The 21,925-nt window shown below is 71.3% G+C and carries 13 protein-coding genes and 1 pseudogene; 13 read left to right on the forward strand and 1 reads right to left on the reverse strand.

Annotated elements, in window-relative coordinates; genetic code table 11:
• Positions 1–325: 325 nt before the first annotated feature.
• Positions 326–1,330 carry a hypothetical protein gene (locus Sru02f_RS05700; protein ID WP_109032927.1) on the reverse strand — a complete coding sequence of 335 codons (1,005 nt, stop codon included), beginning with the start codon at positions 1,328–1,330 and terminating at the stop codon, positions 326–328.
• Positions 1,331–1,467: 137 nt separating this feature from the next.
• Here Sru02f_RS05700 and Sru02f_RS05705 point away from each other — a divergent pair, with 137 nt between their 5' ends.
• From Sru02f_RS05705 to Sru02f_RS05765, 13 genes and pseudogenes are all read left to right on the forward strand, one after another.
• Positions 1,468–4,092 (forward strand): valine--tRNA ligase, encoded by a 2,625-nt coding sequence (locus Sru02f_RS05705; RefSeq protein ID WP_109032928.1) that lies wholly within the window; start codon positions 1,468–1,470, stop codon positions 4,090–4,092.
• 276 nt (positions 4,093–4,368) lie between these two features.
• Positions 4,369–5,883 carry a bifunctional tetrahydrofolate synthase/dihydrofolate synthase gene (gene folC / locus Sru02f_RS05710; protein WP_109032929.1) on the forward strand — a complete coding sequence of 505 codons (1,515 nt, stop codon included), beginning with the start codon at positions 4,369–4,371 and terminating at the stop codon, positions 5,881–5,883.
• 6 nt (positions 5,884–5,889) lie between these two features.
• Positions 5,890–6,246 carry a DUF4233 domain-containing protein gene (locus Sru02f_RS05715; protein WP_109032930.1) on the forward strand — a complete coding sequence of 119 codons (357 nt, stop codon included), beginning with the start codon at positions 5,890–5,892 and terminating at the stop codon, positions 6,244–6,246.
• Positions 6,247–6,370: 124 nt separating this feature from the next.
• Positions 6,371–6,784: a nucleoside-diphosphate kinase gene (ndk, locus tag Sru02f_RS05720; RefSeq protein ID WP_003976187.1), complete on the forward strand. Its 414-nt coding sequence runs from the start codon at positions 6,371–6,373 to the stop codon at positions 6,782–6,784.
• A gap of 319 nt (positions 6,785–7,103) precedes the next feature.
• Positions 7,104–8,123: a rod shape-determining protein gene (locus Sru02f_RS05725; protein ID WP_007449816.1), complete on the forward strand. Its 1,020-nt coding sequence runs from the start codon at positions 7,104–7,106 to the stop codon at positions 8,121–8,123.
• 182 nt (positions 8,124–8,305) lie between these two features.
• Positions 8,306–9,331, forward strand: coding sequence for a rod shape-determining protein MreC (mreC, locus tag Sru02f_RS05730; RefSeq protein WP_109032931.1), 1,026 nt, complete (start codon positions 8,306–8,308; stop codon positions 9,329–9,331).
• Positions 9,332–9,344: 13 nt separating this feature from the next.
• Positions 9,345–10,016 (forward strand): rod shape-determining protein MreD, encoded by a 672-nt coding sequence (mreD, locus tag Sru02f_RS05735; protein ID WP_109032932.1) that lies wholly within the window; start codon positions 9,345–9,347, stop codon positions 10,014–10,016.
• A 107-nt stretch (positions 10,017–10,123) separates the two neighbouring features.
• The gene (mrdA, locus tag Sru02f_RS05740) at positions 10,124–12,421 is read left to right on the forward strand and encodes a penicillin-binding protein 2 (RefSeq protein WP_109032933.1); all 2,298 of its coding nucleotides are present in this window, start codon (positions 10,124–10,126) and stop codon (positions 12,419–12,421) included.
• Positions 12,418–13,614 carry a rod shape-determining protein RodA gene (gene rodA, locus Sru02f_RS05745; protein WP_109032934.1) on the forward strand — a complete coding sequence of 399 codons (1,197 nt, stop codon included), beginning with the start codon at positions 12,418–12,420 and terminating at the stop codon, positions 13,612–13,614. The genes mrdA and rodA overlap by 4 nt, the downstream gene beginning before the upstream one ends.
• Positions 13,615–13,704: 90 nt before the next feature.
• Positions 13,705–15,648, forward strand: coding sequence for a TIGR03960 family B12-binding radical SAM protein (locus Sru02f_RS05750; protein ID WP_164279568.1), 1,944 nt, complete (start codon positions 13,705–13,707; stop codon positions 15,646–15,648).
• A gap of 57 nt (positions 15,649–15,705) precedes the next feature.
• Positions 15,706–16,815 (forward strand): hypothetical protein, encoded by a 1,110-nt coding sequence (locus Sru02f_RS05755; protein ID WP_174855128.1) that lies wholly within the window; start codon positions 15,706–15,708, stop codon positions 16,813–16,815.
• Positions 16,816–16,863: 48 nt separating this feature from the next.
• On the forward strand, positions 16,864–17,640 hold the full coding sequence (locus Sru02f_RS05760; protein ID WP_109032937.1) for a TIGR03936 family radical SAM-associated protein: 777 nt from the start codon (positions 16,864–16,866) through the stop codon (positions 17,638–17,640).
• A 272-nt stretch (positions 17,641–17,912) separates the two neighbouring features.
• Positions 17,913–21,900 (forward strand): annotated as a pseudogene (locus Sru02f_RS05765) (Rne/Rng family ribonuclease).
• Positions 21,901–21,925: the final 25 nt, after the last annotated feature.

A 21,925-nucleotide genomic window follows, 5' to 3' on the forward strand; every position in this document is an offset into this window, starting at 1 on the left:
CGGCGTTGGCTGTAGCAGCAGCCGCAGGAGTTCTGCCTCTGGCTGCGGCTACGCCGGCCAGCGCCTATGGACCTTCCTACTGTGAGAAGTACATCGCCTCGAAGGGCTACCTCGTCGGCCCGAAGGTGAAGGGCGCCTGCAAGTATGCGGGGCATCCCGCGACTGCAACGATATGCGGTGCAGGGCTGAGTAACTCGGGAGTCAGGACTGAGCACGCGATACAGGCGTGTCGAGCAGTCTGAGACTTGGTACATGCTGCTGAGTTCGATGCACGTGCGACGAAGGGGAGCCATCAATCGATGGCTCCCCTTCGTCGCACACGACATCAGGCCTTGACGCGGATTTCCTTGCGGAGCTTGGTGGTGATGTCGACGGCGACGTCCTTCGTCACACCCTTGGTGGCGTCACCCGGGGAGACCAGGGCGATTGTGCTGTAGTCGGCCCAGGCACAGATCCAGTCGGTCTTCTCCTTCTTGGAGACCGGGTTGGTGCCCTCGACGCCCTGGCACTTCATGACCGCGCCGTCGATGTCGACCGACTCGGGTTCGCCCACGGCCTTGCCGCCCCCCGTCTCGGAGGAGGACGACGAGTTCTTCTCGGACTCCTTCTTGAACTCGGCGAAGAACTTGTCGAGCACTGTCTCGGGGTCCGAGATCTTCCCGTACGCACCGATGTAGGTGATGCCCTTGGCGGTCGCCATTTCACTGGGGTCGGGGGCAGTGCTCGGGTCCGAAGGGTCGTACCCGGTGAGGTCCGCGGTGGTGTAGAACCCGGTCACGCTCGTGCCGTCCTTGACGCCACTCTTCTCAAGGTCCTTGACCGTGTCCGAGTCGGTCTCGGCGGCCTCGTCGCTGGCGCGCTTGTAGTCGGTGAGCACCGTCGCCGGCGTCGTCAGCTTGTGGGCGCCGTCGTCCTCCAGGCCGCCCGCGCCGCCACCGCCGCCGATCACGAAGTAGGCCCCCACGCCGATCGCCGCCACGACGGCGACCGCGCCGATGATCAGACCGGCCTTCTTCTTGCCGCCACCGCCCGGCGCCGGGGGCTGGGGCATGCCGTAGGGCTGCTGACCGTAGGGCGGCTGCTGACCGTAAGGGGGCTGCTGGCCGTAGCCGGGCTGCTGGCCGTACGGCGGAGTCTGCGGCGGGACGCCGCCCTGCTGGGGCTGCTGCGGGTAGCCGTAGCCCGGCTGCTGCGGGGGAGGCGTCTGCTGGGGGTAGCCGTAGCCGGGCTGGGGAGCCTGCGGCGGCTGCTGGCCGTACGGGCCCGGCTGGCCGTACGGTCCGGGCTGCTGGGGCTGCCCGCCGTACGGGCCCGGCTGGTTGTGACTCATTCCTGGGTTCCCCCTCAGATGCTTTACGTGGTTCTGACATCCTGACTCAGACCTGGCGTGCGCAGGTCACCGGGGGCCGCACCGTTACAGAAGAAACGCGTTTCGGGACAGCGCCGTGACGCCCGTAAACTGACCCCGTGACCGAGAACTCTCAGCAGCCGCAGCCCGCACCCAGCACCGAACTGCCGACCCAGTACACGCCGGCCGAGGTAGAGGGGCAGCTGTACGAGCGCTGGGTGGAACGGGGTTACTTCGAGGCCGACGCGAAGAGCGACAAGCCGCCGTACACCGTCGTCATCCCGCCGCCGAACGTCACGGGCAGCCTGCACCTCGGGCACGCCTTCGAGCACACGCTCATCGACGCCCTGACCCGCCGCAAGCGCATGCAGGGCTACGAGACGCTGTGGCAGCCCGGCATGGACCACGCCGGCATCGCCACCCAGAACGTCGTCGAGCGGGAGCTGGGCAAGGAGGGCAAGTCCCGGCACGACCTCGGCCGGGAGGCGTTCGTCGAGCGCGTCTGGCAGTGGAAGAGCAAGTCCGGAGGGCAGATTTCCGGCCAGATGCGCCGCCTCGGCGACGCGGTCGCCTGGTCGCGCGAGCGCTTCACGATGGACGAGGGGCTCTCCCAGGCCGTCCAGACCATCTTCAAGCGGCTCTACGACGACGAGCTGATCTACCGCGCCGAGCGCATCATCAACTGGTGCCCGCGCTGCCTGACCGCGATCTCCGACATCGAGGTCGAGTACCAGGACGACGACGGCGAGCTGGTCTCCATGAAGTACGGGGAGGGCGACGAGACCATCGTCGTCGCCACCACCCGCGCGGAGACGATGCTCGGCGACACCGCAGTCGCCGTCCACCCCGAGGACGAGCGCTACAAGCACCTGGTCGGCAAGCTCATCAAGCTGCCGCTGACCGACCGCTCCATCCCGGTCGTCGCCGACGAGCACGTCGACCCCGAGTTCGGCACCGGCGCCGTCAAGGTGACTCCCGCCCACGACCCGAACGACTTCGAGATCGGCCAGCGCCACGGCCTGCCCTCCATCGCCGTGATGGACGAGCACGCGGTCATCACCGCCCACGGTCCCTTCCAGGGCCAGGACCGGCTCGAGGCCCGCTCCGCCATCGTCGCCGCGCTGCGCGCCGAGGGCCGGATCGTCGCCGAGAAGCGGCCCTACGTCCACAGCGTCGGCCACTGCTCGCGCTGCAAGACCACCATCGAGCCGCGCCTGTCCATGCAGTGGTGGGTCAAGGTCGGCCCGCTGGCGAAGGCCGCCGGTGACGCGGTCCGCGACGGCAAGGTCAAGATCCACCCGCAGGAGATGGAGAAGCGGTACTTCGACTGGGTCGACAACCTCCACGACTGGTGCATCTCGCGCCAGCTGTGGTGGGGCCACCGCATCCCCGTCTGGTACGGCCCCGAGGGCGAGGTCGTCTGCGTCGGACCCGGCGAGGAGCCGCCCGGCGGCGAGGGCTGGTACCAGGACTCCGACGTCCTGGACACCTGGTTCTCCTCCGGCCTGTGGCCGTTCTCCACGCTCGGCTGGCCCGAGCAGACCGAGTCGCTCGCGAAGTTCTACCCGAACTCCGTCCTGGTCACCGGCTACGACATCCTCTTCTTCTGGGTCGCCCGGATGATGATGTTCGGCCTCTACGCGATGGACGGCACCCCGCCGTTCCACACCATCGCCCTGCACGGCATGGTCCGTGACCAGAACGGCAAGAAGATGTCCAAGTCCTTCGGGAACGTGGTCAACCCGCTGGACTGGATGGACAAGTACGGCTCCGACGCCCTGCGCTTCACCCTCGCGCGCGGCGCCAACCCGGGCGTCGACGTCCCGATCGGCGAGGACTGGGTCCAGGGCTCCCGGAACTTCGCCAACAAGATCTGGAACGCCACGCGCTTCGCGCTGATGAACGGCGCGACGGTCGAGGGCCCGCTGCCGGACGCGTCGAGGATGTCCTCGACCGACCGCTGGATCCTCTCCCGCCTGAACTCGGTCGTCGCCGAGGTCGACGCGTACTACGAGGACTACCAGTTCGCGAAGCTCTCCGACGCCCTGTTCCACTTCGCCTGGGACGAGGTCTTCGACTGGTACGTCGAGCTGTCCAAGACCACCTTCCAGGCGGGCGGCGAGGCGGCCGAGGTCTCCAAGCGGGTCCTGGGCGAGGTCCTGGACGTGACGCTGCGTCTCCTCCACCCGATCGTGCCCTTCGTCACCGAGACGCTGTGGACGACGCTGACCGGTGGCGAGTCGGTCGTCATCGCCGAGTGGCCGCAGGACTCGGGCTTCCGGGACGCGGACGCCGAGCGGGAGATCGGGACCGTCCAGTCGGTCATCACCGAGGTCCGGCGCTTCCGTGCCGACCAGGGGCTCCAGCCCGGCCAGCGGGTCCCGGCCCGGCTCACCCTCGCGGGCAGCGCGCTCGCGGCCCACGAGGCGGCCGTCCGGCAGCTGCTGCGGCTCCAGCCGGAGGGCGACGCCTTCACGGCGACGGCCACGCTGCCGGTCGCCGGCGTCGAGGTGGCCCTCGACCTCTCCGGCGTCATCGACTTCGCCGCCGAGCGCAAGCGGCTGGCGAAGGACCTCGCCGCGGCGGAGAAGGAGAAGGCCCAGGCGAACGCCAAGCTCGGCAACGAGGCGTTCCTGGCGAAGGCACCGGACCAGGTGGTGGACAAGATCCGCGGCCGCCTCGCCAAGGCGGACGAGGACATCACCCGCATCACCGCCCAGCTGGAAAAGCTGCCGGAGGCGTAACGTCCGTACGTCGACGAAGATCCCCGGAGCATTCTTGCGCCGGGGACCTTCGTTACCTAGGGGCGCGGGGAACTGCGCGACCAGCCACAACGGCGCCGCACTCGCCCGGGACCCAAGCCACCCCCTCCGTTGGGCCCCCCGCAGGGAGTCGCGCAGCCCGGCGCTCACGGGGTGCCGCCGCGCCCACCCTCCCCCACTCTCGGCTACGCTCGAGCGGGGGCCCCCATCGCCCCAGCGGCACGACTGCCCGCGGCGGCGGGTACGTAGACTGTCCCCGTGAGCGACAACCCCGGCCAGAACGACCAGCCCGACCCCCTCGACTCCTTCGACGAGATCATCGACGCGGAGACCACCCGCGACCCCGACCTCGCCGTCATCGAGGCCGGCAGCCGCACCCTGCGCACCCAGGGCGGCCCCCCGGAGGCCGACGTCCCCGGGCGCCCGGAGGACCCCGAGGTGGACGCGGCCCTGCGCGATGTCGAGACGGAGCTGGCCAGCCGCTGGGGCGAGACCAAGCTGGAGCCGTCCGTCACCCGGATCGCCGCGTTGATGGACGTACTGGGCGAGCCGCAGCGCTCGTACCCCTCCATCCACATCACCGGGACCAACGGCAAGACCTCCACCGCCCGCATGATCGAGGCCCTGCTCGGCGCCTTCGAGCTGCGCACCGGGCGGTACACCTCGCCGCACGTGCAGTCGATCACCGAGCGGATCAGCCTGGACGGGGCGCCGATCGCCGCCGAGCGGTTCGTCGAGACGTACCAGGACGTCAAGCCGTACGTCGAGATGGTCGACGCGCAGCAGGAGTACCGGCTCTCCTTCTTCGAGGTGCTGACCGGCATGGCGTACGCCGCCTTCGCCGACGCGCCCGTGGACGTGGCCGTCGTCGAGGTCGGGATGGGCGGCTCCTGGGACGCCACCAACGTCATCGACGGGGACGTCGCCGTCGTCACCCCCATCGACCTGGACCACACCGACCGGCTCGGCGGGACCCCCGGCGAGATCGCGGTCGAGAAGTCCGGGATCATCAAGCAGGACGCGACCGTGATCCTGGCCCAGCAGCCGGTGGACGCGGCGCAGGTGATGCTGAAGAAGGCCGTGGACGTCAACGCCACCGTGGCCCGCGAGGGGCTGGAGTTCGGCGTCGTCGCCCGCGAGGTCGCAGTCGGCGGGCAGCTGGTCACCCTGCGCGGACTCGGCGGCGAGTACACCGAGGTGTACCTGCCGCTGCACGGCGCGCACCAGGCGCACAACGCGGCGGTCGCGCTGGCCGCCGTCGAGGCGTTCTTCGGCGTCGGCGCGCAGCGCCCCGAGCCGCTGGACGTCGACACCGTGCGCAAGGCCTTCGCCTCCGTCGCCTCGCCGGGGCGGATGGAGGTGGTGCGGCGCTCGCCGACCGTGGTCCTCGACGCCGCGCACAACCCGGCCGGCGCCCGGGTCACCGCCGAGGCGGTGGGGGAGGCCTTCCAGTTCAGCCGCCTCATCGGGGTGGTCGGCGCCAGCGGCGACAAGAACGTGCGGGGGCTCCTCGAAGCCTTCGAGCCGGTCTTCGCCGAGGTCGTCGTCACCCAGAACTCCAGCCACCGCGCGATGGACGCCGACGAACTGGCCGCGGTCGCCGTCGAGGTCTTCGGCGACGACCGCGTCCAGGTCGAGCCGCGGCTGCCGGACGCCCTGGAGGCCGCGATCACGCTGGCCGAGGAGGAGGGCGAGTTCGCGGGCGGCGGTGTGCTCGTCACCGGTTCCGTCATCACCGTCGGCGAGGCCCGACTGCTCCTGAGGAGGGGCTGAGAAACCGTGCGTACGCTCTGTGCTTCGACTCTGATCGGCGAGTTCTTCGTGATCGGCTTCGCCGGACTGGTCGCCATGAAGGACCCGGACCTGTCCATGGGGACGGTGTGGACGGTCAGCGGCATCGCGATGTTCCTCAGCGTGCTGCTGTGCGGGGTCATCACCCGGCCCGGCGGGATCGCCCTCGGCTGGGCGCTGCAGATCGCGCTGATCGCCGCCGGCTTCGTGGTGCCGACCATGTTCTTCCTCGGCGCGATCTTCGCCGCCCTGTGGTGGGCCTCCGTGCACTACGGGCGGAAGATCGACGAGGCGAAGGCGCGGTTCGCGGCCCAGGCCGAGGCCTCCGCGCCCGACCCCGCCTGAGTGCGCAGCGCGGCCGACGGGGCCCGGTATGCCTGACGCTGCGTGACGGACGCCGCGACACGCCCGGTAACCTCAGTCATCACCCGCACGACCGCACATCTCGAACCTTTCCAAGGGAGCCCTCGTGACCCAGCGCAGCCTCGTCCTCCTCAAGCCCGACGCCGTCCGTCGTGGCCTGACCGGCGAGATCATCAGCCGCATCGAGCGCAAGGCCGGCTGGCAGATCACCGCGCTGGAACTGCGCACCCTGGACACCGAGACGCTGGAGCAGCACTACGGCGAGCACAAGGGCAAGCCCTTCTACGAGCCGCTGGTCGAGTTCATGGCGTCCGGGCCGGTCGTGGCGATGGTCGTCGAGGGCGAGCGGGTCATCGAGGGCGTGCGCGCGCTGGCCGGTCCGACCGACCCGATCGCCGCCGCCCCGGGCTCGATCCGCGGGGACTACGGCGTGATCGTCCGCGAGAACCTGATCCACGCCTCCGACTCCGAGGAGTCCGCCGAGCGCGAGCTGAAGATCTTCTTCCCGGGCCGGGTCTGATCCTTCTTCGGGACACGCCGGGAGCGCCTTTTTTCTGACGCCATGTCAGTCGAATGGACCGGGCGGAGCCGGGGCGGTCGCGTAAAAGCGACCGCCCTGTGGCATATGCGCGCCTGATCGGGGGAACGGATCCCACCGTTGGCCCGTCTCCACAAGCGAGGCGGTGCGCCATCTGCTGACAATGGCGAAGACCCTCGCGCAGTGTTCGCGAAAGCGCGTCTACGATGGAAGCCTCCACGCGTCACTGCACCCACTTCGCCTACCTGAAAAGCCCTCAAAAGCTCCTGGGAAGGCCAGTCGAATCCTGATGGGGAACTCAATGTCGTTCATCGGCCGTGACATGGCTGTCGACCTCGGGACCGCCAACACGCTGGTGTACGTCAGGGGTCGCGGGATCGTACTCAACGAGCCGTCCGTCGTCGCGATCAACACCAACACCGGTGGCATCCTCGCGGTCGGCGCCGAAGCGAAGAAGATGATCGGGCGCACGCCCGGCAACATCGTTGCCGTGCGCCCGCTGAAGGACGGCGTCATCGCCGACTTCGAGATCACCGAGCGGATGCTCCGCTACTTCATCCTGAAGATCCACAAGCGGCGGTATCTGGCTCGGCCGCGGGTCGTCGTCTGTGTGCCCTCGGGCATCACCGGCGTCGAGCGCCGCGCCGTCATCGAGGCGTCGTCCCAGGCCGGCGCCCGGCAGGTGCACATCATCGAGGAGCCCATGGCCGCGGCCATCGGCTCCGGCCTGCCGGTCCACGAGGCCACGGGCAACATGGTGGTGGACATCGGCGGCGGCACCACGGAGGTCGCGGTCATCTCGCTCGGCGGCATCGTCACGGCCCAGTCCATCCGCGTCGCGGGTGACGAGCTGGACAACGCGATCATCCAGCACGTGAAGAAGGAGTACAGCCTTCTGCTGGGTGAGCGCACGGCCGAACAGATCAAGATCACGATCGGTTCTGCGTACGACCTCGACTCCGACGAGCACACCGAAATCCGCGGCCGGGACCTCGTCTCCGGGCTGCCAAAGACCGTCGTCATCTCCGCCGCCGAAGTGCGCAAGGCGATCGAAGAGCCGGTCAACGCCATCGTCGACGCCGTCAAGACGACCCTCGACAAGTGTCCGCCGGAGCTGTCCGGCGACATCATGGACCGGGGCATCGTCCTGACCGGCGGCGGCGCGCTGCTGCGCGGGCTCGACGAACGGCTGCGCCGGGAGACCGGGATGCCGATCCACATCGCCGAGGACCCGCTGGACAGCGTGGCGCTCGGCAGCGGCAAGTGCGTCGAGGAGTTCGAGGCGCTCCAGCAGGTGCTGGACGCCTCGCCCCGCAGATGACGTAACACTTCGGTTCCGCCGTACGAGACGATCTCCTCTCGTGCGGCGGATCGTTGATATAGAGGGTTGCGGTACCGGATGCGCGTGAAGCGCCCGACGTACCGAATCAGCTCAATTCCTGAACACCGCCACGTACATTCCGAGATTCCCGAATTTCGACGAGGAAGGCACGGCCGCCGCACGTGAGGGACACGAAAGAGAGCCGGCTGCTCCTGGTACTGCTGATCGCCATCGCGTTCGCACTGATCACGGTGGACATCCGCGGCGGGGAGGACTCCCCGGTCGACGGTGCCCGGCAGGCCGCCGCCAACGTCTTCGGTCCGATCGAGAACGGGGTCTCCTCCGCGGTCGACCCCGTCGGCAACGCGGTCTCCGCGATCCGCGACTCCGGCGACCGGCACGACCGGCTCGCGCGGCTGGAGACGGAGAACGCGGCCCTCAAGGCGAAGCTCGGCAGCGACGAGCGCGGCCGCAGCCGGCTGAAGCAGTTCGACAAGATGCTCGGGCTGGCCGGCGCCGGGCAGTACGGCATCAAGGGCGCCCAGGTCATCGCCATAGGAGCGGCCCAGGGCTTCTCCTGGACCATCACCATCGACGCCGGTGCCAACGACGGCGTGAAGCGCGACATGACCGTCCTCAACGGCGACGGCCTCGTCGGACGCGTGACCACCGTCGGCCCCAACACCGCCACCGTGCTGCTCGCCAACGACCCGGACTTCACCGTCGGCACCCGGATGGAGTCCGGCGACGAACTCGGCTTCGCCTCCGGCCAGGGCAGCCGCCCGCTGCGCGTCGAACTCCTCAACGGCAAGGCCGACGTCAAGAAGGGCGACCGCCTCGTCACCTTCGGCTCCCAGGCCGACAAGCCCTTCGTGCCGGGCGTGCCCGTCGGCACCATCACCCGCGTCGACCCCAACGGCGGCGACCTGACCCGCATCCTCGACGTCACGCCGTTCGTCAGCTTCACCAAGCTCGACATCGTCGGCGTCGTCGTCCAGGCCCCGTCGAAGGACCCGCGCGACACGGTGCTGCCGGAGAAGAAGCAGCCGAAGCCCACGCCGACCGTGACCGTCACCGTCACCCCCGGGGCCGACCCCGAGGGCCAGGCCCAGAACGACGAGGCCGGGCAGAACGACGCGACCGGCCAGAACGACGCGACCGGCCAGAACGACCAGACAGAGCAGCAGAACGAGCAGCCCGAGCCGTAGGAGCCTTCACCCCATGCGCGTCAACCGGATCCTGCTGTCCGTCGCCCTCGTCGTCGTCGCCCTGGTGGTCCAGGTGAGCGTCCTCGCCCGCCTCCACCTGCCCGGCGCCGTCCCCGACCTGCTGCTGCTCACCGTCCTCGGCCTCGCCCTGGTCTACGGCCACGTCGGCGGCGCCCTCATCGGCTTCGGCGCCGGACTCCTCGCCGACCTCGCCCCGCCCGCCGATCACGCCGCCGGCCGCTACGCCCTCGTGCTCTGCGTCATCGGCTACCTCGCCGGACTCGCCAGACCGGACAACGGACGGCTCCGCTCGGCCACCGGCCCCATGGTCGTCGTGGTCGCCGCCGCCGTCGGCACCACCCTGCTCTACGCGGGCGTCGGCGCCCTCGTCGGCGACACCGCCGCCCGCCACGTCGGCCTGCCCAGCCTGCTGTTCACCGCCGCCCTGTATGACCTGCTGCTCGCGCCCTTCGTCGTCCCCGGCATCATGGCGCTCGCCCGGCGCGCCGAGCACGACCCGCTGGCCGACACCAACTCCGCCGCCCAGAGCGCCGACATCTCCTCGGGCTGGCTTTCCGGAGGCACCGGCCTGCGCATCGGCAGACAGCGCAACGCGCTGCGGGTGAAGACGGCCCGCGCCCGCGTGGCCCGCGCCGGACGCATCAAGGGGGTCAAGCGGCTGTGACGACGCGGCAGCATTCCAGCAGCACACACTTCGTGAGGGGGAGCCAGAACCAGTGACCAGCTCCCACCCGTCGCCCACCACCACCCTCAACCGGATGGGCCGCGCCCATGACTAACATTCCGGAGACCGGCCGCAGCACCCGCGTCCAGACCCGGCTCGTCGTCATCCAGATCCTCGTCCTCTCCCTCCTCGCCACCCTCGGCGGCCGCCTCTGGTACCTCCAGATCCGCCAGGGCGACGAGTACGCCGAGGAGGCCTCCGGCAACCACGTCCAGCAGGTCGTCCAGCCCGCCACCCGCGGCTCGATCCTGGACGCCCGCGGCGTCGCCCTCGCCGACAACGAGACCCGGCTCGTCGTCTCCGCCTCCCGCACCGACCTGCTGAAGATGAAGGACGACGGCAAGGCCGTCCTCACCAAGCTCGCCGGCGTCCTCGGCATGAAGCCCCAGGACGTCATCGACAAGGTCCGCCTCTGCGACGCCGAGACCCCGCAGCCCTGCTGGAACGGCTCGCCCTACCAGCCGATCCCCGTCACCGACGAGGCCACCGTCAAGCAGGCCCTGCAGATCCGCGAACGCGCCGAGGACTTCCCCGGCATCACCGCCGAGCCCATGGCCGTACGCCGCTACGCCGCCCCCGGCAAGTCCAACACCGCCCAGGTCCTCGGCTACCTCTCGCCGGTCACCGACGAGGAACTGCAGAAGGCCCAGGACACCGACTCGCCCTACCTGCGCTCCGACCAGGTCGGCCGCTCCGGCCTGGAACGCCAGTACGACAAGGCACTGCGCGGCAAGGCCGGCGTCACCCGCTACGAGGTCGACAACCTCGGCCGCGTCATCGGCGAGGCCGAGTCCGACCCGGGCACCCCCGGCTCCAACCTCGTCACCAGCATCGACGCCCGCGTCCAGCGGGTCGCCGAGTACGAGCTGAACGAGGCGATGAAGGCCGCCCGCAAGGAGATGGACCGCAACACCAACCGGACCTACGAGGCCGACGCCGGAGCGGTCGTGGTGATGGAGGCCAAGACCGGCCGCGTCGTCGCCATGGCCTCCAACCCCGACTACGACCCCAACGCCTGGGTCGGCGGCATCTCCGCCAAGGACTACAAGAAGCTCACCGGCAAGGACTCCAACTACCCGCTGCTCAACCGCGCCACCCAGGGCCAGGCGGCCCCCGGCTCCATCTTCAAGGTCGTCTCCTCGGCCGCCGCGGTCGAGGCCGGCTACGACTTCGACGGCAACTACGACTGCTCCAGCGCCTACGACGTCGGCGGCCAGGTCTTCAAGAACTTCGAGTCGGCCAACGAAGGCATGATCACCATCGGCCGCGCCCTGGAGCTCTCCTGCGACACCGTCTTCTACCGCCTGTCCCACCAGGAGTGGAAGAAGGACGGCGGGATGAACCCCAAGAACCCCCACGACTACTTCTACAAGGCCGCCCACCAGTTCGGCCTCGGCGCCACGACCGGCATCGACCTCCCCAACGAGGTCACCGGCCGCGTCCCCGACCGCCAGTGGAAGCAGGACTACTGGGAGGCCAACAAGGACGCCTGGTGCAAGTCCGGCAAGAAGGACGGCTCCTACGTCGAGAAGATCGCGTACGAGAACTGCCACAGCGGCAACAAGATGCGCGCCGGTGACTCCATCAACTACTCCATCGGCCAGGGCGACACCCTCGTCACCCCCATCCAGATGGCCACCATCTACGCGGCCATCTCCAACGGCGGCACCCTCTACGACCCGAGCATCGGCAAGGCCGTCGTCAGCCCCGACGGCAAGACCGTCCGCGAGATCGAGCCCACGGCCCACGGCAAGCTGCCCATAAGCAAGACCACGCTGACCAAGATGGACGAGGCCCTCGCCGGCGTCGCCAGCCGCGGCACCGCAGCCTGGCGCTTCGCCCAGGTCGGCTGGCCGCAGGACAAGATCCCGATGCACGCCAAGACCGGTACCGCCGAGGTCTACGGCAAGCAGACCACGTCCTGGTTCGCGACGTACACCAAGGACTACTCGATCGTCATGACGATCTCCCAGGGCGGCACCGGCTCCGGCGCCTCGGGACCCGCCGTCCGCAACATCTACGACGCGCTGTACGGGGTCTCCGACGACGGCGACATCGACCCGAAGAAGGCGCTGCTGCCCAAGCCGCAGGCGAGCCTCCCGAAGATCAAGACGGACGGCACGATCCTCTCGCCGAAGATGCCGAAGGACGTCGTCAAGCAGCTCCAGCCCGACGAGAAGGCCTCCCCGGACGAGGAGTACGCCCCCGTCGAGGACGGGAACCAGCCCGCGACCACCCCCAACCAGAACGGGGAGAACCGCGACACCCGGCGCCACCGACGGCGCGGCGCCGGGCGCGGCGCCCGGCCGGGCGGCAGGGGAAGAAGCCGGAGGGCACGCGTATGACCGGCAACAGCTTCCACGTCTCCGGATACGGCCCCGACAAGGGAGGCTGGACCCGCCTCTTCGCCCGGGACTCCATGGCCCGGCGGCTCGACTGGCCGATACTGCTGGCCGCCGTGGGGCTCTCCCTGATGGGCTCGCTGCTCGTCTACTCCGCGACCCGCAACCGCACCGAACTCAACCAGGGCGACCAGTACTACTTCCTCACCCGGCACCTGCTGAACACCGGCATCGGGCTCGCCCTGATGGTCGCCACCGTCTGGCTCGGCCACCGCGCCCTGCGCACCGCCGTGCCGCTCCTGTACGGCTTCTCGGTGTTCCTGATCCTGCTGGTGCTCACCCCGCTCGGCTCGACCATCAACGGCGCCCACTCCTGGATCAAGCTCCCCGGCGGCTTCTCGCTGCAGCCCTCGGAGTTCGTGAAGATCACGATCATCCTGGGCATGGCGATGCTGCTGGCCGCACGCGTCGACGCGGGGGACCGGCCGCACCCCGACCACCGCACCGTGCTCCAGGCCCTCGGCCTGGCCACCGTGCCGATGCTCATCGTGATGCTCATGCCCGACCTCGGGTCGGTCATGGTCATGGTCATCATCGTGCTCGGCATCCTGCTCGCCTCCGGCGCCAGCAACCGCTGGATCTTCGGCCTGCTCGGCGCCGGTACCGCGGGTGCGCTCGCCGTCTGGCAGCTCGGCATCCTGGACGACTACCAGATCGCCCGCTTCGCCGCCTTCGCCAACCCCGCCCTCGACCCCGCGGGCGTCGGCTACAACACCAACCAGGCGCGCATCGCCATCGGCTCCGGCGGACTCACCGGCTCCGGCCTCTTCGAGGGCTCCCAGACCACCGGCCGCTTCGTCCCCGAGCAGCAGACCGACTTCGTCTTCACCGTCGCCGGCGAGGAACTGGGCTTCCTCGGCGCCGGACTCATCATCGCCCTGCTCGGCGTGGTCCTCTGGCGCGCCTGCCGCATCGCCCGCAGCACCCCCGACCTGTACGGCACGGTGGTCGCCGCCGGGATCGTCGCGTGGTTCGCCTTCCAGACCTTCGAGAACGTCGGCATGACCCTCGGCATCATGCCGGTCACCGGCCTGCCCCTGCCCTTCGTCTCCTACGGCGGCTCCTCCATGTTCGCCGTCTGGATAGCGGTCGGCCTGCTCCAGTCGATCACCGTGCAGCGACCGATGTCGGCGTAGCCCGGCAACGAGGGGCGAGCGGTAAGGGGGACCGGTCCGGCCGGGTTAGGCTGGATGGTCCCCCTTGTCAGCACACGAAGGTCCCGTGAGATGCCTGCCGAAGCCTCCCCGGCCGCCGAGTCCGTGTTTCCGCAGCTCGAAGCACTGCTCCCGCATGTGCAGAAGCCGATCCAATACGTCGGCGGAGAGCTGAACTCCACGGTCAAGGAGTGGGCATCCTGCGACGTCCGCTGGGCCCTGATGTACCCCGACGCCTACGAGGTCGGCCTGCCCAACCAGGGCGTCATGATCCTCTACGAGGTGCTCAACGAGCAGCAGGGCGTCCTCGCCGAGCGCACCTACAGCGTCTGGCCGGACCTCGAGGAGCTGATGCGGGAGCACTCCGTCCCGCAGTTCACCGTCGACAGCCACCGCCCGGTCGGCGCCTTCGACGTCTTCGGCCTCTCCTTCTCCACGGAGCTGGGCTACACCAACATGCTCACCGCCCTGGACCTGGCGGGCATCCCGCTGGAGGCGAAGGACCGCGGCATCGACGACCCGATCGTCCTGGCCGGCGGCCACGCGGCGTTCAACCCCGAGCCGATCGCGGACTTCATCGACTGCGCGGTCATCGGCGACGGCGAGCAGGCCGTCCTGGAGGTCACCGCGATCATCCGCGCCTGGAAGGCGGAGGGCCGCCCCGGCGGCCGCGAGGAACTCCTCCTCCGCCTGTCGAAGACCGGCGGCGTCTACGTCCCCGCCTTCTACGACGTCGAGTACCTCCCCGACGGCCGCATCGCCCGCGTCGTCCCCAACCGCTCCGGCGTCCCGTGGCGGGTCTCGAAGCACACCGTCATGGACCTCGACGAGTGGCCCTACCCCAAGCAGCCCCTGGTCCCGCTCGCCGAGACCGTCCACGAGCGCATGTCCGTGGAGATCTTCCGCGGCTGCACCCGCGGCTGCCGCTTCTGCCAGGCCGGCATGATCACCCGACCGGTGCGCGAGCGCTCCATCACCGGCATCGGCGAGATGGTCGACAAGGGCCTGAAGGCGACGGGCTTCGAGGAGGTCGGCCTTCTCTCCCTCTCCTCCGCCGACCACACCGAGATCGCCGACGTCGCGAAGGGCCTCGCCGACCGGTACGAGGAGGACAAGATCGGCCTGTCCCTCCCCTCCACCCGCGTCGACGCCTTCAACATCGACCTGGCCAACGAGCTGACCCGCAACGGCCGCCGCTCCGGCCTCACCTTCGCCCCCGAGGGCGGCTCCGAGCGCATCCGCAAGGTCATCAACAAGATGGTCTCCGAGGACGACCTCATCCGCACCGTCGCCACGGCCTACGGCAACGGCTGGCGCCAGGTGAAGCTGTACTTCATGTGCGGCCTGCCCACCGAGACCGACGACGACGTCCTCCAGATCGCCGACATGGCCACCCGCGTCATCGCCAAGGGCCGCGAGGTCTCCGGCTCCGGCGACATCCGCTGCACGGTCTCCATCGGCGGCTTCGTCCCCAAGCCCCACACCCCCTTCCAGTGGGCCCCGCAGCTCTCCGCCGAGGAGACCGACGCCCGCCTGCAGAAGCTCCGCGACAAGATCCGCGGCGACAAGAAGTACGGCCGCTCCATCGGCTTCCGCTACCACGACGGCAAGCCCGGCATCGTCGAGGGCCTCCTCTCCCGCGGCGACCGTCGCCTCGGCGCCGTCATCCGCGCCGTCTACGACGACGGCGGCCGCTTCGACGGCTGGCGCGAGCACTTCTCCTACGACCGCTGGATGGCCTGCGCCGACAAGGCCCTGGAGCCCACCGGCGTCGACGTCGACTGGTACACCACCCGCGAGCGCGGCTACGAGGAGGTCCTGCCCTGGGACCACCTCGACTCCGGCCTCGACAAGGAGTGGCTCTGGGAGGACTGGCAGGACGCCCTCGACGAGACCGAGGTCGACGACTGCCGCTGGACCCCGTGCTTCGACTGCGGCGTCTGCCCGGCGATGGACACCGAGATCCAGGTCGGCCCGACCGGCAAGAAACTGCTGCCGCTGACTGTGATCAAGTAGGGCCGTACGGCGCGACGCCGCGGGATCCGGATCGGGTTCCGCGGCGTCTTCCTGTGCATGGTGGATCTGGAGAAGGCGCCCGGTGCGGCCCGGCCGGGGGAGACGGCGCAGCAGGCGGGGCAGGGGGAGCCGGCGCGGCGGGCGGACGCCGAGGGGTGTCTTGCCGTGGCGATCCGGATTCCGGTGCGCATCGTGGTGCTGGTACTGGTCGTGCCGGTGCGCATGGTGTGGGACGCGCTGGTCGTCGCGGGACGGTTCCTGCGGGACACGGTGCTGCGTCCCGTCGGGCGGGCGCTGGCGTGGCTCGGGCGGGCCCTCTTCGTGTGGCCGCTGGTCGGGCTGTGGCGGTACGTCCTCGTGCCGCTCGCCAAGGGCGTGGGGTGGCTGGGGCACGTGCTCCTCGTGGTGCCCGCGGCGTGGCTGTACCGGAGGGTGCTGACGCCGGTCGGGCACGGGCTCGCCTGGTTCCTCACCCGGGTGGGCGCGGTGCTCGCGGCGATCGGGCGGGGGCTGTACGCCGGTCTGGCGTGGCTCGGGCGGTACCTGCTCGTCGTACCGGCGGGGTGGTTGTACCGGTGGCTGCTGACGCCGGTCGGGCACGGGCTCGCCTGGTGCGGCAGGGGGCTTGTCTGGTGCGGCCGGCAGGTGGCGCGGGGCGCGGGGCTGGTCGTCACCGGAATCGGCTTCGTCCTGTACTGGACCGTCCGGGTGCTGCTGGTGCTGCCGGCCCTAGCCGTGTGGCGGTGGGTGCTCGCTCCGCTCGGCCGGGTCCTCGCCGTCGTCGGACGGGAGGTCGCGGACGCCCTCGGCCACGCCTGGCGGATCGCCGGGCACCTCTCGCTCGCCGTCGGGCGGTTCCTCGGCACCCTCCTGCGGTGGACCGTGGCGGAACCGGCGCGGTGGGCGTACCGGAGCGTGCTGACCCCGGTGGGGCACGCCGTGCGGGACACCGTCCTGCGGCCCCTCGCCGAGGCCGGGCGCGGCGCGGGCCGGGCGACCCGGCAGGCGCTGGCCACGGCCCGGCTCACCGTACGGCAGGCCCGCGCCGACGTACGACGCATGCTCTTCGGGGAGCCCGCCGAGCCGAATCCGGTGGACCGGAGGGAACCATCCGCCGTCGAGGCACGTACTCTTGGTAGCAGTACGACCGCTCTCACGAAGGACTGAACGACACTGGGCAAGCGACAGCCCGTAGGCCCGCCGCCCGTTCCCGCGGTGCAGCGCATTCGTCTGCGCTACACCAAGCGCGGCCGCCTCCGGTTCACCAGCCACCGTGACTTCCAGCGCGCCTTCGAGCGTGCGCTGCGCCGCGCCGAGGTGCCGATGGCGTACTCGGCGGGGTTCACCCCGCACCCGAAGGTGTCGTACGCCAATGCCGCACCCACCGGCACGGGCAGTGAGGCGGAGTACCTGGAGATCGCGCTCACCGAGGCGCGCGATCCGGAGCGGCTGAGGCTGCTCCTCGACGAGTCGCTGCCCGCCGGGCTCGACGTCGTCGACGCGGTAGAGGCCCGGACCTCCGGGCTCGCCGACCGGCTGACGGCCTCCGTGTGGGAGCTGCGGCTGGACGGTGTGGAGCCCGCCGAGGCCGAGAGGGCCGTCGCGGCCTTCGACGCGGCCCCGGTGGTGGAGGTGCAGCGTCGTACGAAGAACGGCGTCCGCACCTTCGACACCCGCTCCGCCGTCGCGCATCTGGAGTGCGTCACCACGCACGGTTCACCGGCTGATAGGCCGAGCGACCGGCCCTGTGCGATACTGCGGCTGGTTGTTCGGCACGTGACGCCTGCCGTACGACCCGACGACGTCCTGTCCGGTCTTCGCGCCGTGGCCGACCTGGCGCCGCCGGTCCCCGCAGCGGTGACCAGGCTGGCGCAGGGGCTGTTCGATGAAGAGACCGGTGCGGTGACCGACCCGCTCGCGCCCGACCGCGAGGCAGAAGCGCCCGAGCCGCATCCGGCCGCCGCTTCCGCCGCCGCGACGGCGTCGGCGTAAGGAAGGTTCCGCCAGGGACTACGTCGTAGCGCCGCCCTCGAACTCGGGAGCCACCTGGGTCGGGCAGCGCACCGACCACAAGACTTTCGCCAGGCCGTGCACGCCAAGGGGTACGGAACCGGCGAGACAAGACACGGATGAGCTTCCGAGCGGCGCCCGCGCCCCGGACGGCGGCGACCGCGCACCGCGCGAGCCGCGGACGTCACCGGCGGTCGACATGTCGATGCCGGACCAGGCGCGGCGCCCGGGAGCCTGACGGGAGAAACCCCCGCATGCTCGAACCGACCGAATCCACCGAGTCCTCGACCACGACGGACTCCGAGTCGAACACCCCCAGCGACACCCTGCCGCCGCGCCGTCGGCGCAGGGCCGCTTCCCGCCCGGCGGGTCCGCCGTCCGGCGGTTCCGAGGCGCCGGCGGAGACCGTCGCGCTCAGCCGAGTCGGCCCCCGCCGAGGCGGCCGAGGCCCCCGAGCCGGCGCCGGAGCCCGCGGCTCCCGCCCGGCCCAGGCGCCGTGCGGTACGTCGTGCCTCCGCGCCGGCCGGGGCTCCCGAGGCTGCGGAGGCGGCCGAGACCGTCGTGTCCGCGGCCCCCGCCGCCGAGACGCCGGTGTCGGTCGAGGAGACCACGGAGCCCGTCGCGGCCACCGAGAGCGCCGCTCCGAAGGGGCGTACCCGCCGTCGTGCCACGCGCAGTGTGACCTCGGCCGCCGAGCCGGCGGCTGCCGAGCCGACCGTCAGCGAGCCTGCCGCCGCCGCGGCCCCGGAGCCCGCCGAGGCCGAGACGGAGGAAGCCGAGGCCGAGGCCGAGAGCGCCGCTCCCAAGGGCCGCACCCGCCGCCGTGCCACGCGCCGCGTGTCCGCCCCGGCCGAAGCGGGCGCGTCCGAGGCCGCCGCGGCCCCCGAGCCCGCCAAGGCCGCGGAGAGCGCCGCGCCCGCCAAGGCCGCGGAAGCCGCCGAGTCCGGCGAGGACGCCGCGCCGCGTCGTGCGCGCCGCCGGTCCACCCGCAAGGCCGCCACCGGTTTCGCTGCCCCGGCGCAGACCGCCGCCGCGTCCGACGAGGCGGAGGCGCCCAAGCGCCCGTCGCGTCCCGCGGTCGCCGTGTTCCAGGCGCCGGTGTTCGCCGAGCCGCAGTTCCAGACGCCCGAGCGGGCCGCGGCCGAGGCCGCCGCCGAGGCGGCCGGTGCCGAGACGGCGAAGCCGGCCGAGGAGAGCGTGGAGGCCGCTCCGGAGGAGCAGTCCGCCGCCTCCCGCCGCCGTCGCAAGCGCCGGGGTGCCGCCGCCGAGGAGGCCGCCGAGGAGCGGGCCACGTCCGCCGTCGCCGAGGACGAGCCCGCGGCCGAGGCCCAGGCTCAGAGCACCGCCGAGGCCGAGGCCGAGGCCGAGTCCGAGGCCGACGCCGACGAGTCGGGCGACGAGCACGACGACGCCGACGGCTACGAGGAGTCCGGTTCGCGCCGCCGTCGTCGCCGGGGCGGCCGTCGCCGTCGCCGGGGCGACTCCGCCGACGGCGACCCGGCCGACGGCGAGGGCGAGCACACCGCCGACCAGGCCGATCAGGAGGGACCGGACACCGCCGAGCAGGCGGACGAGGACGCCGAGGAGAGCGAGGAGGCCGCCGGCGAGAGCGGCGGTTCCAGCAGCAGCCGTCGCCGCCGTCGCCGTCGCCGCCGGGCCGGGGACGGCTCGGGCGAGGCCGACTCCGCCACCGACGACCCCGAGCGCACCGTGGTCAAGGTGCGCGAGCCGCGGCCGGCGCGGGAGAAGAGCGAGCCGTCCGACGAGGTGCAGTCCATCAAGGGCTCGACCCGTCTGGAGGCCAAGAAGCAGCGCCGCCGCGAGGGCCGCGAGCAGGGCCGCCGGCGCGTGCCGATCATCACCGAGGCCGAGTTCCTGGCCCGCCGCGAGGCCGTCGAGCGCGTCATGGTCGTCCGCCAGCACGGCGAGCGGACCCAGATCGGCGTCCTGGAGGACGGGGTGCTCGTCGAGCACTACGTCAACAAGGAGCAGGCCACCTCGTACGTCGGCAACGTCTACCTCGGCAAGGTGCAGAACGTGCTGCCGTCGATGGAGGCCGCCTTCATCGACATCGGCAAGGGCCGCAACGCCGTCCTGTACGCCGGTGAGGTCAACTTCGAGGCGCTGGGCATGGCGAACGGCCCGCGCCGCATCGAGTCCGCGCTCAAGTCCGGCCAGCCGGTCCTGGTGCAGGTCACCAAGGACCCGATCGGTCACAAGGGCGCCCGCCTGACCAGCCAGGTCTCGCTGCCCGGCCGCTACCTGGTCTACGTGCCCGAGGGCTCGATGACCGGCATCAGCCGCAAGCTGCCCGACACCGAGCGGTCCCGGCTGAAGTCGATCCTGAAGAAGATCGTCCCGGAGGACGCGGGCGTCATCGTGCGCACCGCCGCCGAGGGCGCCAGCGAGGACGAGCTGCGCCGCGACGTCGAGCGGCTCCAGGCGCAGTGGGAGGACATCCAGAAGAAGGCGAAGAGCGGCGGCAGCTCGAACGCGCCCTCGCTGCTCTACGGAGAGCCGGACATGACAGTCCGGGTCGTGCGCGACATCTTCAACGAGGACTTCTCCAAGGTCGTCGTCAGCGGCGACGACGCCTGGCAGACCATCCACGGCTACGTGTCCCACGTGGCGCCGGACCTCGCCGAGCGGCTGTCCAAGTGGACCAGCGAGGTCGACGTCTTCGCCACGTACCGGATCGACGAGCAGCTCGCCAAGGCGCTGGACCGCAAGGTCTGGCTGCCCAGCGGCGGTTCGCTGGTGATCGACCGGACCGAGGCGATGGTCGTCGTCGACGTCAACACCGGCAAGTTCACCGGTCAGGGCGGCAACCTCGAGGAGACGGTCACCAGGAACAACCTGGAGGCGGCCGAGGAGATCGTGCGCCAGCTCAGGCTGCGCGACCTCGGCGGCATCATCGTCATCGACTTCATCGACATGGTGCTCGAGTCCAACCGGGACCTGGTGCTGCGGCGCCTGCTGGAGTGCCTGGGCCGGGACCGGACCAAGCACCAGGTCGCCGAGGTGACCTCGCTGGGCCTGGTCCAGATGACCCGCAAGCGGGTCGGCCAGGGCCTGCTGGAGTCCTTCTCGGAGACCTGCGTCCACTGCAACGGCCGCGGTGTCATCGTCCACCTCGACCAGCCGTCCGCGGCCGGTGGCGGCGGCGGTGGCAAGCGCCGCAAGCGGGCGCGGGCCGGGGCCGAGCAGCCGCACGAGCACGAGCACGAGGCGGTCGCCGGGGTCGAGACCGGCCCGACGCCCGAGCAGGAGGCGGACACCGAGTCCGAGGCCGAGGTGGCCGCCGAGGTGGCCGAGCCGGTCGCCCTCCCGGCGCCCGACTTCAGCGCGGACGAGGAGCTGTACAGCAGCGCCGCCGAGGCCGAGGCGGCCGCCACGCGCGGTCGCGGCCGGCGTCGCGCGAGCCGTAGGGCGTCCGCCCCGGCGGGTGCGCCCAGGGCGGCGAAGGGCGAGGCGAAGGCGGAGTCCGCGAAGGCGGAGGCCGCGCCTGCCGAGGCGCCGACCGCGCAGGACGTCACGGTGCGGGAGGAGGTCGAGCGTCCGGTGCGGCGCGAGCCCGCCGCCGAGGTGCTGGCCGAGCCGGCCGCCGTCGAGGACGCCGTCTCCGGCGCCCCCGCCCCGGCCGCTGTGGCCGAGCCCGCGGCGCCCGCGCCGGAGGAGGCCGCTCCCAAGGGCCGTACCCGCCGTCGGGCCACCCGGAAGGTGTCCGCACCGGCCGGTTCGCCCGAGGGGGCCGAGGCCGCCGTACTGACGGTCCCGGAGACCACCAGCACGGTGTCCGAGCAGTCCGCGCCGGAGCCCGAGCAGGCACCGGAGGCGGCCCCCGCCGCCGCCGAGTCGGCCGAGAGCGCCGCCCCGGCCCGTCCGCGGCGCCGCGCGGTGCGCAAGCCCACCACCTCCACCGCGTCCGAGGAGGCGGCCGTCGTGGTCGTCCCGTCGGCCCCGGCGGACGAGGCCCCGGACGCGCAGCCGGAGGCCGAGGAGGCCGCCCCGGCCAAGAAGGCGGCGGCCCGCAAGACGGCCAAGAAGGCGACGGCGAAGAAGGCCGCCACCAAGAAGACCGCGGCCAAGAAGACGACGACCGCGAAGAAGGCCACGGCCAAGAAGGCGGCCAAGACGACGACCGCCAAGAAGGCCACGGCCAAGAAGACGGCGTCGAAGAAGACCGCGGCGGCCGCCCAGCAGGCGCCGTCCTCGGTCTCGGCCGCCACCGACGAGGGCTGATCCGGCACCCGCCCGATCCGGCACC

It is taken from the genome of Streptomyces rubrogriseus (assembly GCF_027947575.1).
Lineage (GTDB): Bacteria > Actinomycetota > Actinomycetes > Streptomycetales > Streptomycetaceae > Streptomyces > Streptomyces rubrogriseus.

Coding starts and splice junctions, on each gene's coding strand:
- Sru02f_RS05700 (WP_109032927.1), bottom strand. CDS start 1,330: ATGAGTCACAACCAGCCGGGCCCGTACGGCGGGCAGCCCCAGCAGCCC.
- Sru02f_RS05725 (WP_007449816.1), top strand. CDS start 7,104: ATGTCGTTCATCGGCCGTGACATGGCTGTCGACCTCGGGACCGCCAAC.
- mreD (WP_109032932.1), top strand. CDS start 9,345: ATGCGCGTCAACCGGATCCTGCTGTCCGTCGCCCTCGTCGTCGTCGCC.
- mrdA (WP_109032933.1), top strand. CDS start 10,124: ATGACTAACATTCCGGAGACCGGCCGCAGCACCCGCGTCCAGACCCGG.
- rodA (WP_109032934.1), top strand. CDS start 12,418: ATGACCGGCAACAGCTTCCACGTCTCCGGATACGGCCCCGACAAGGGA.
- Sru02f_RS05750 (WP_164279568.1), top strand. CDS start 13,705: ATGCCTGCCGAAGCCTCCCCGGCCGCCGAGTCCGTGTTTCCGCAGCTC.
- Sru02f_RS05755 (WP_174855128.1), top strand. CDS start 15,706: ATGGTGGATCTGGAGAAGGCGCCCGGTGCGGCCCGGCCGGGGGAGACG.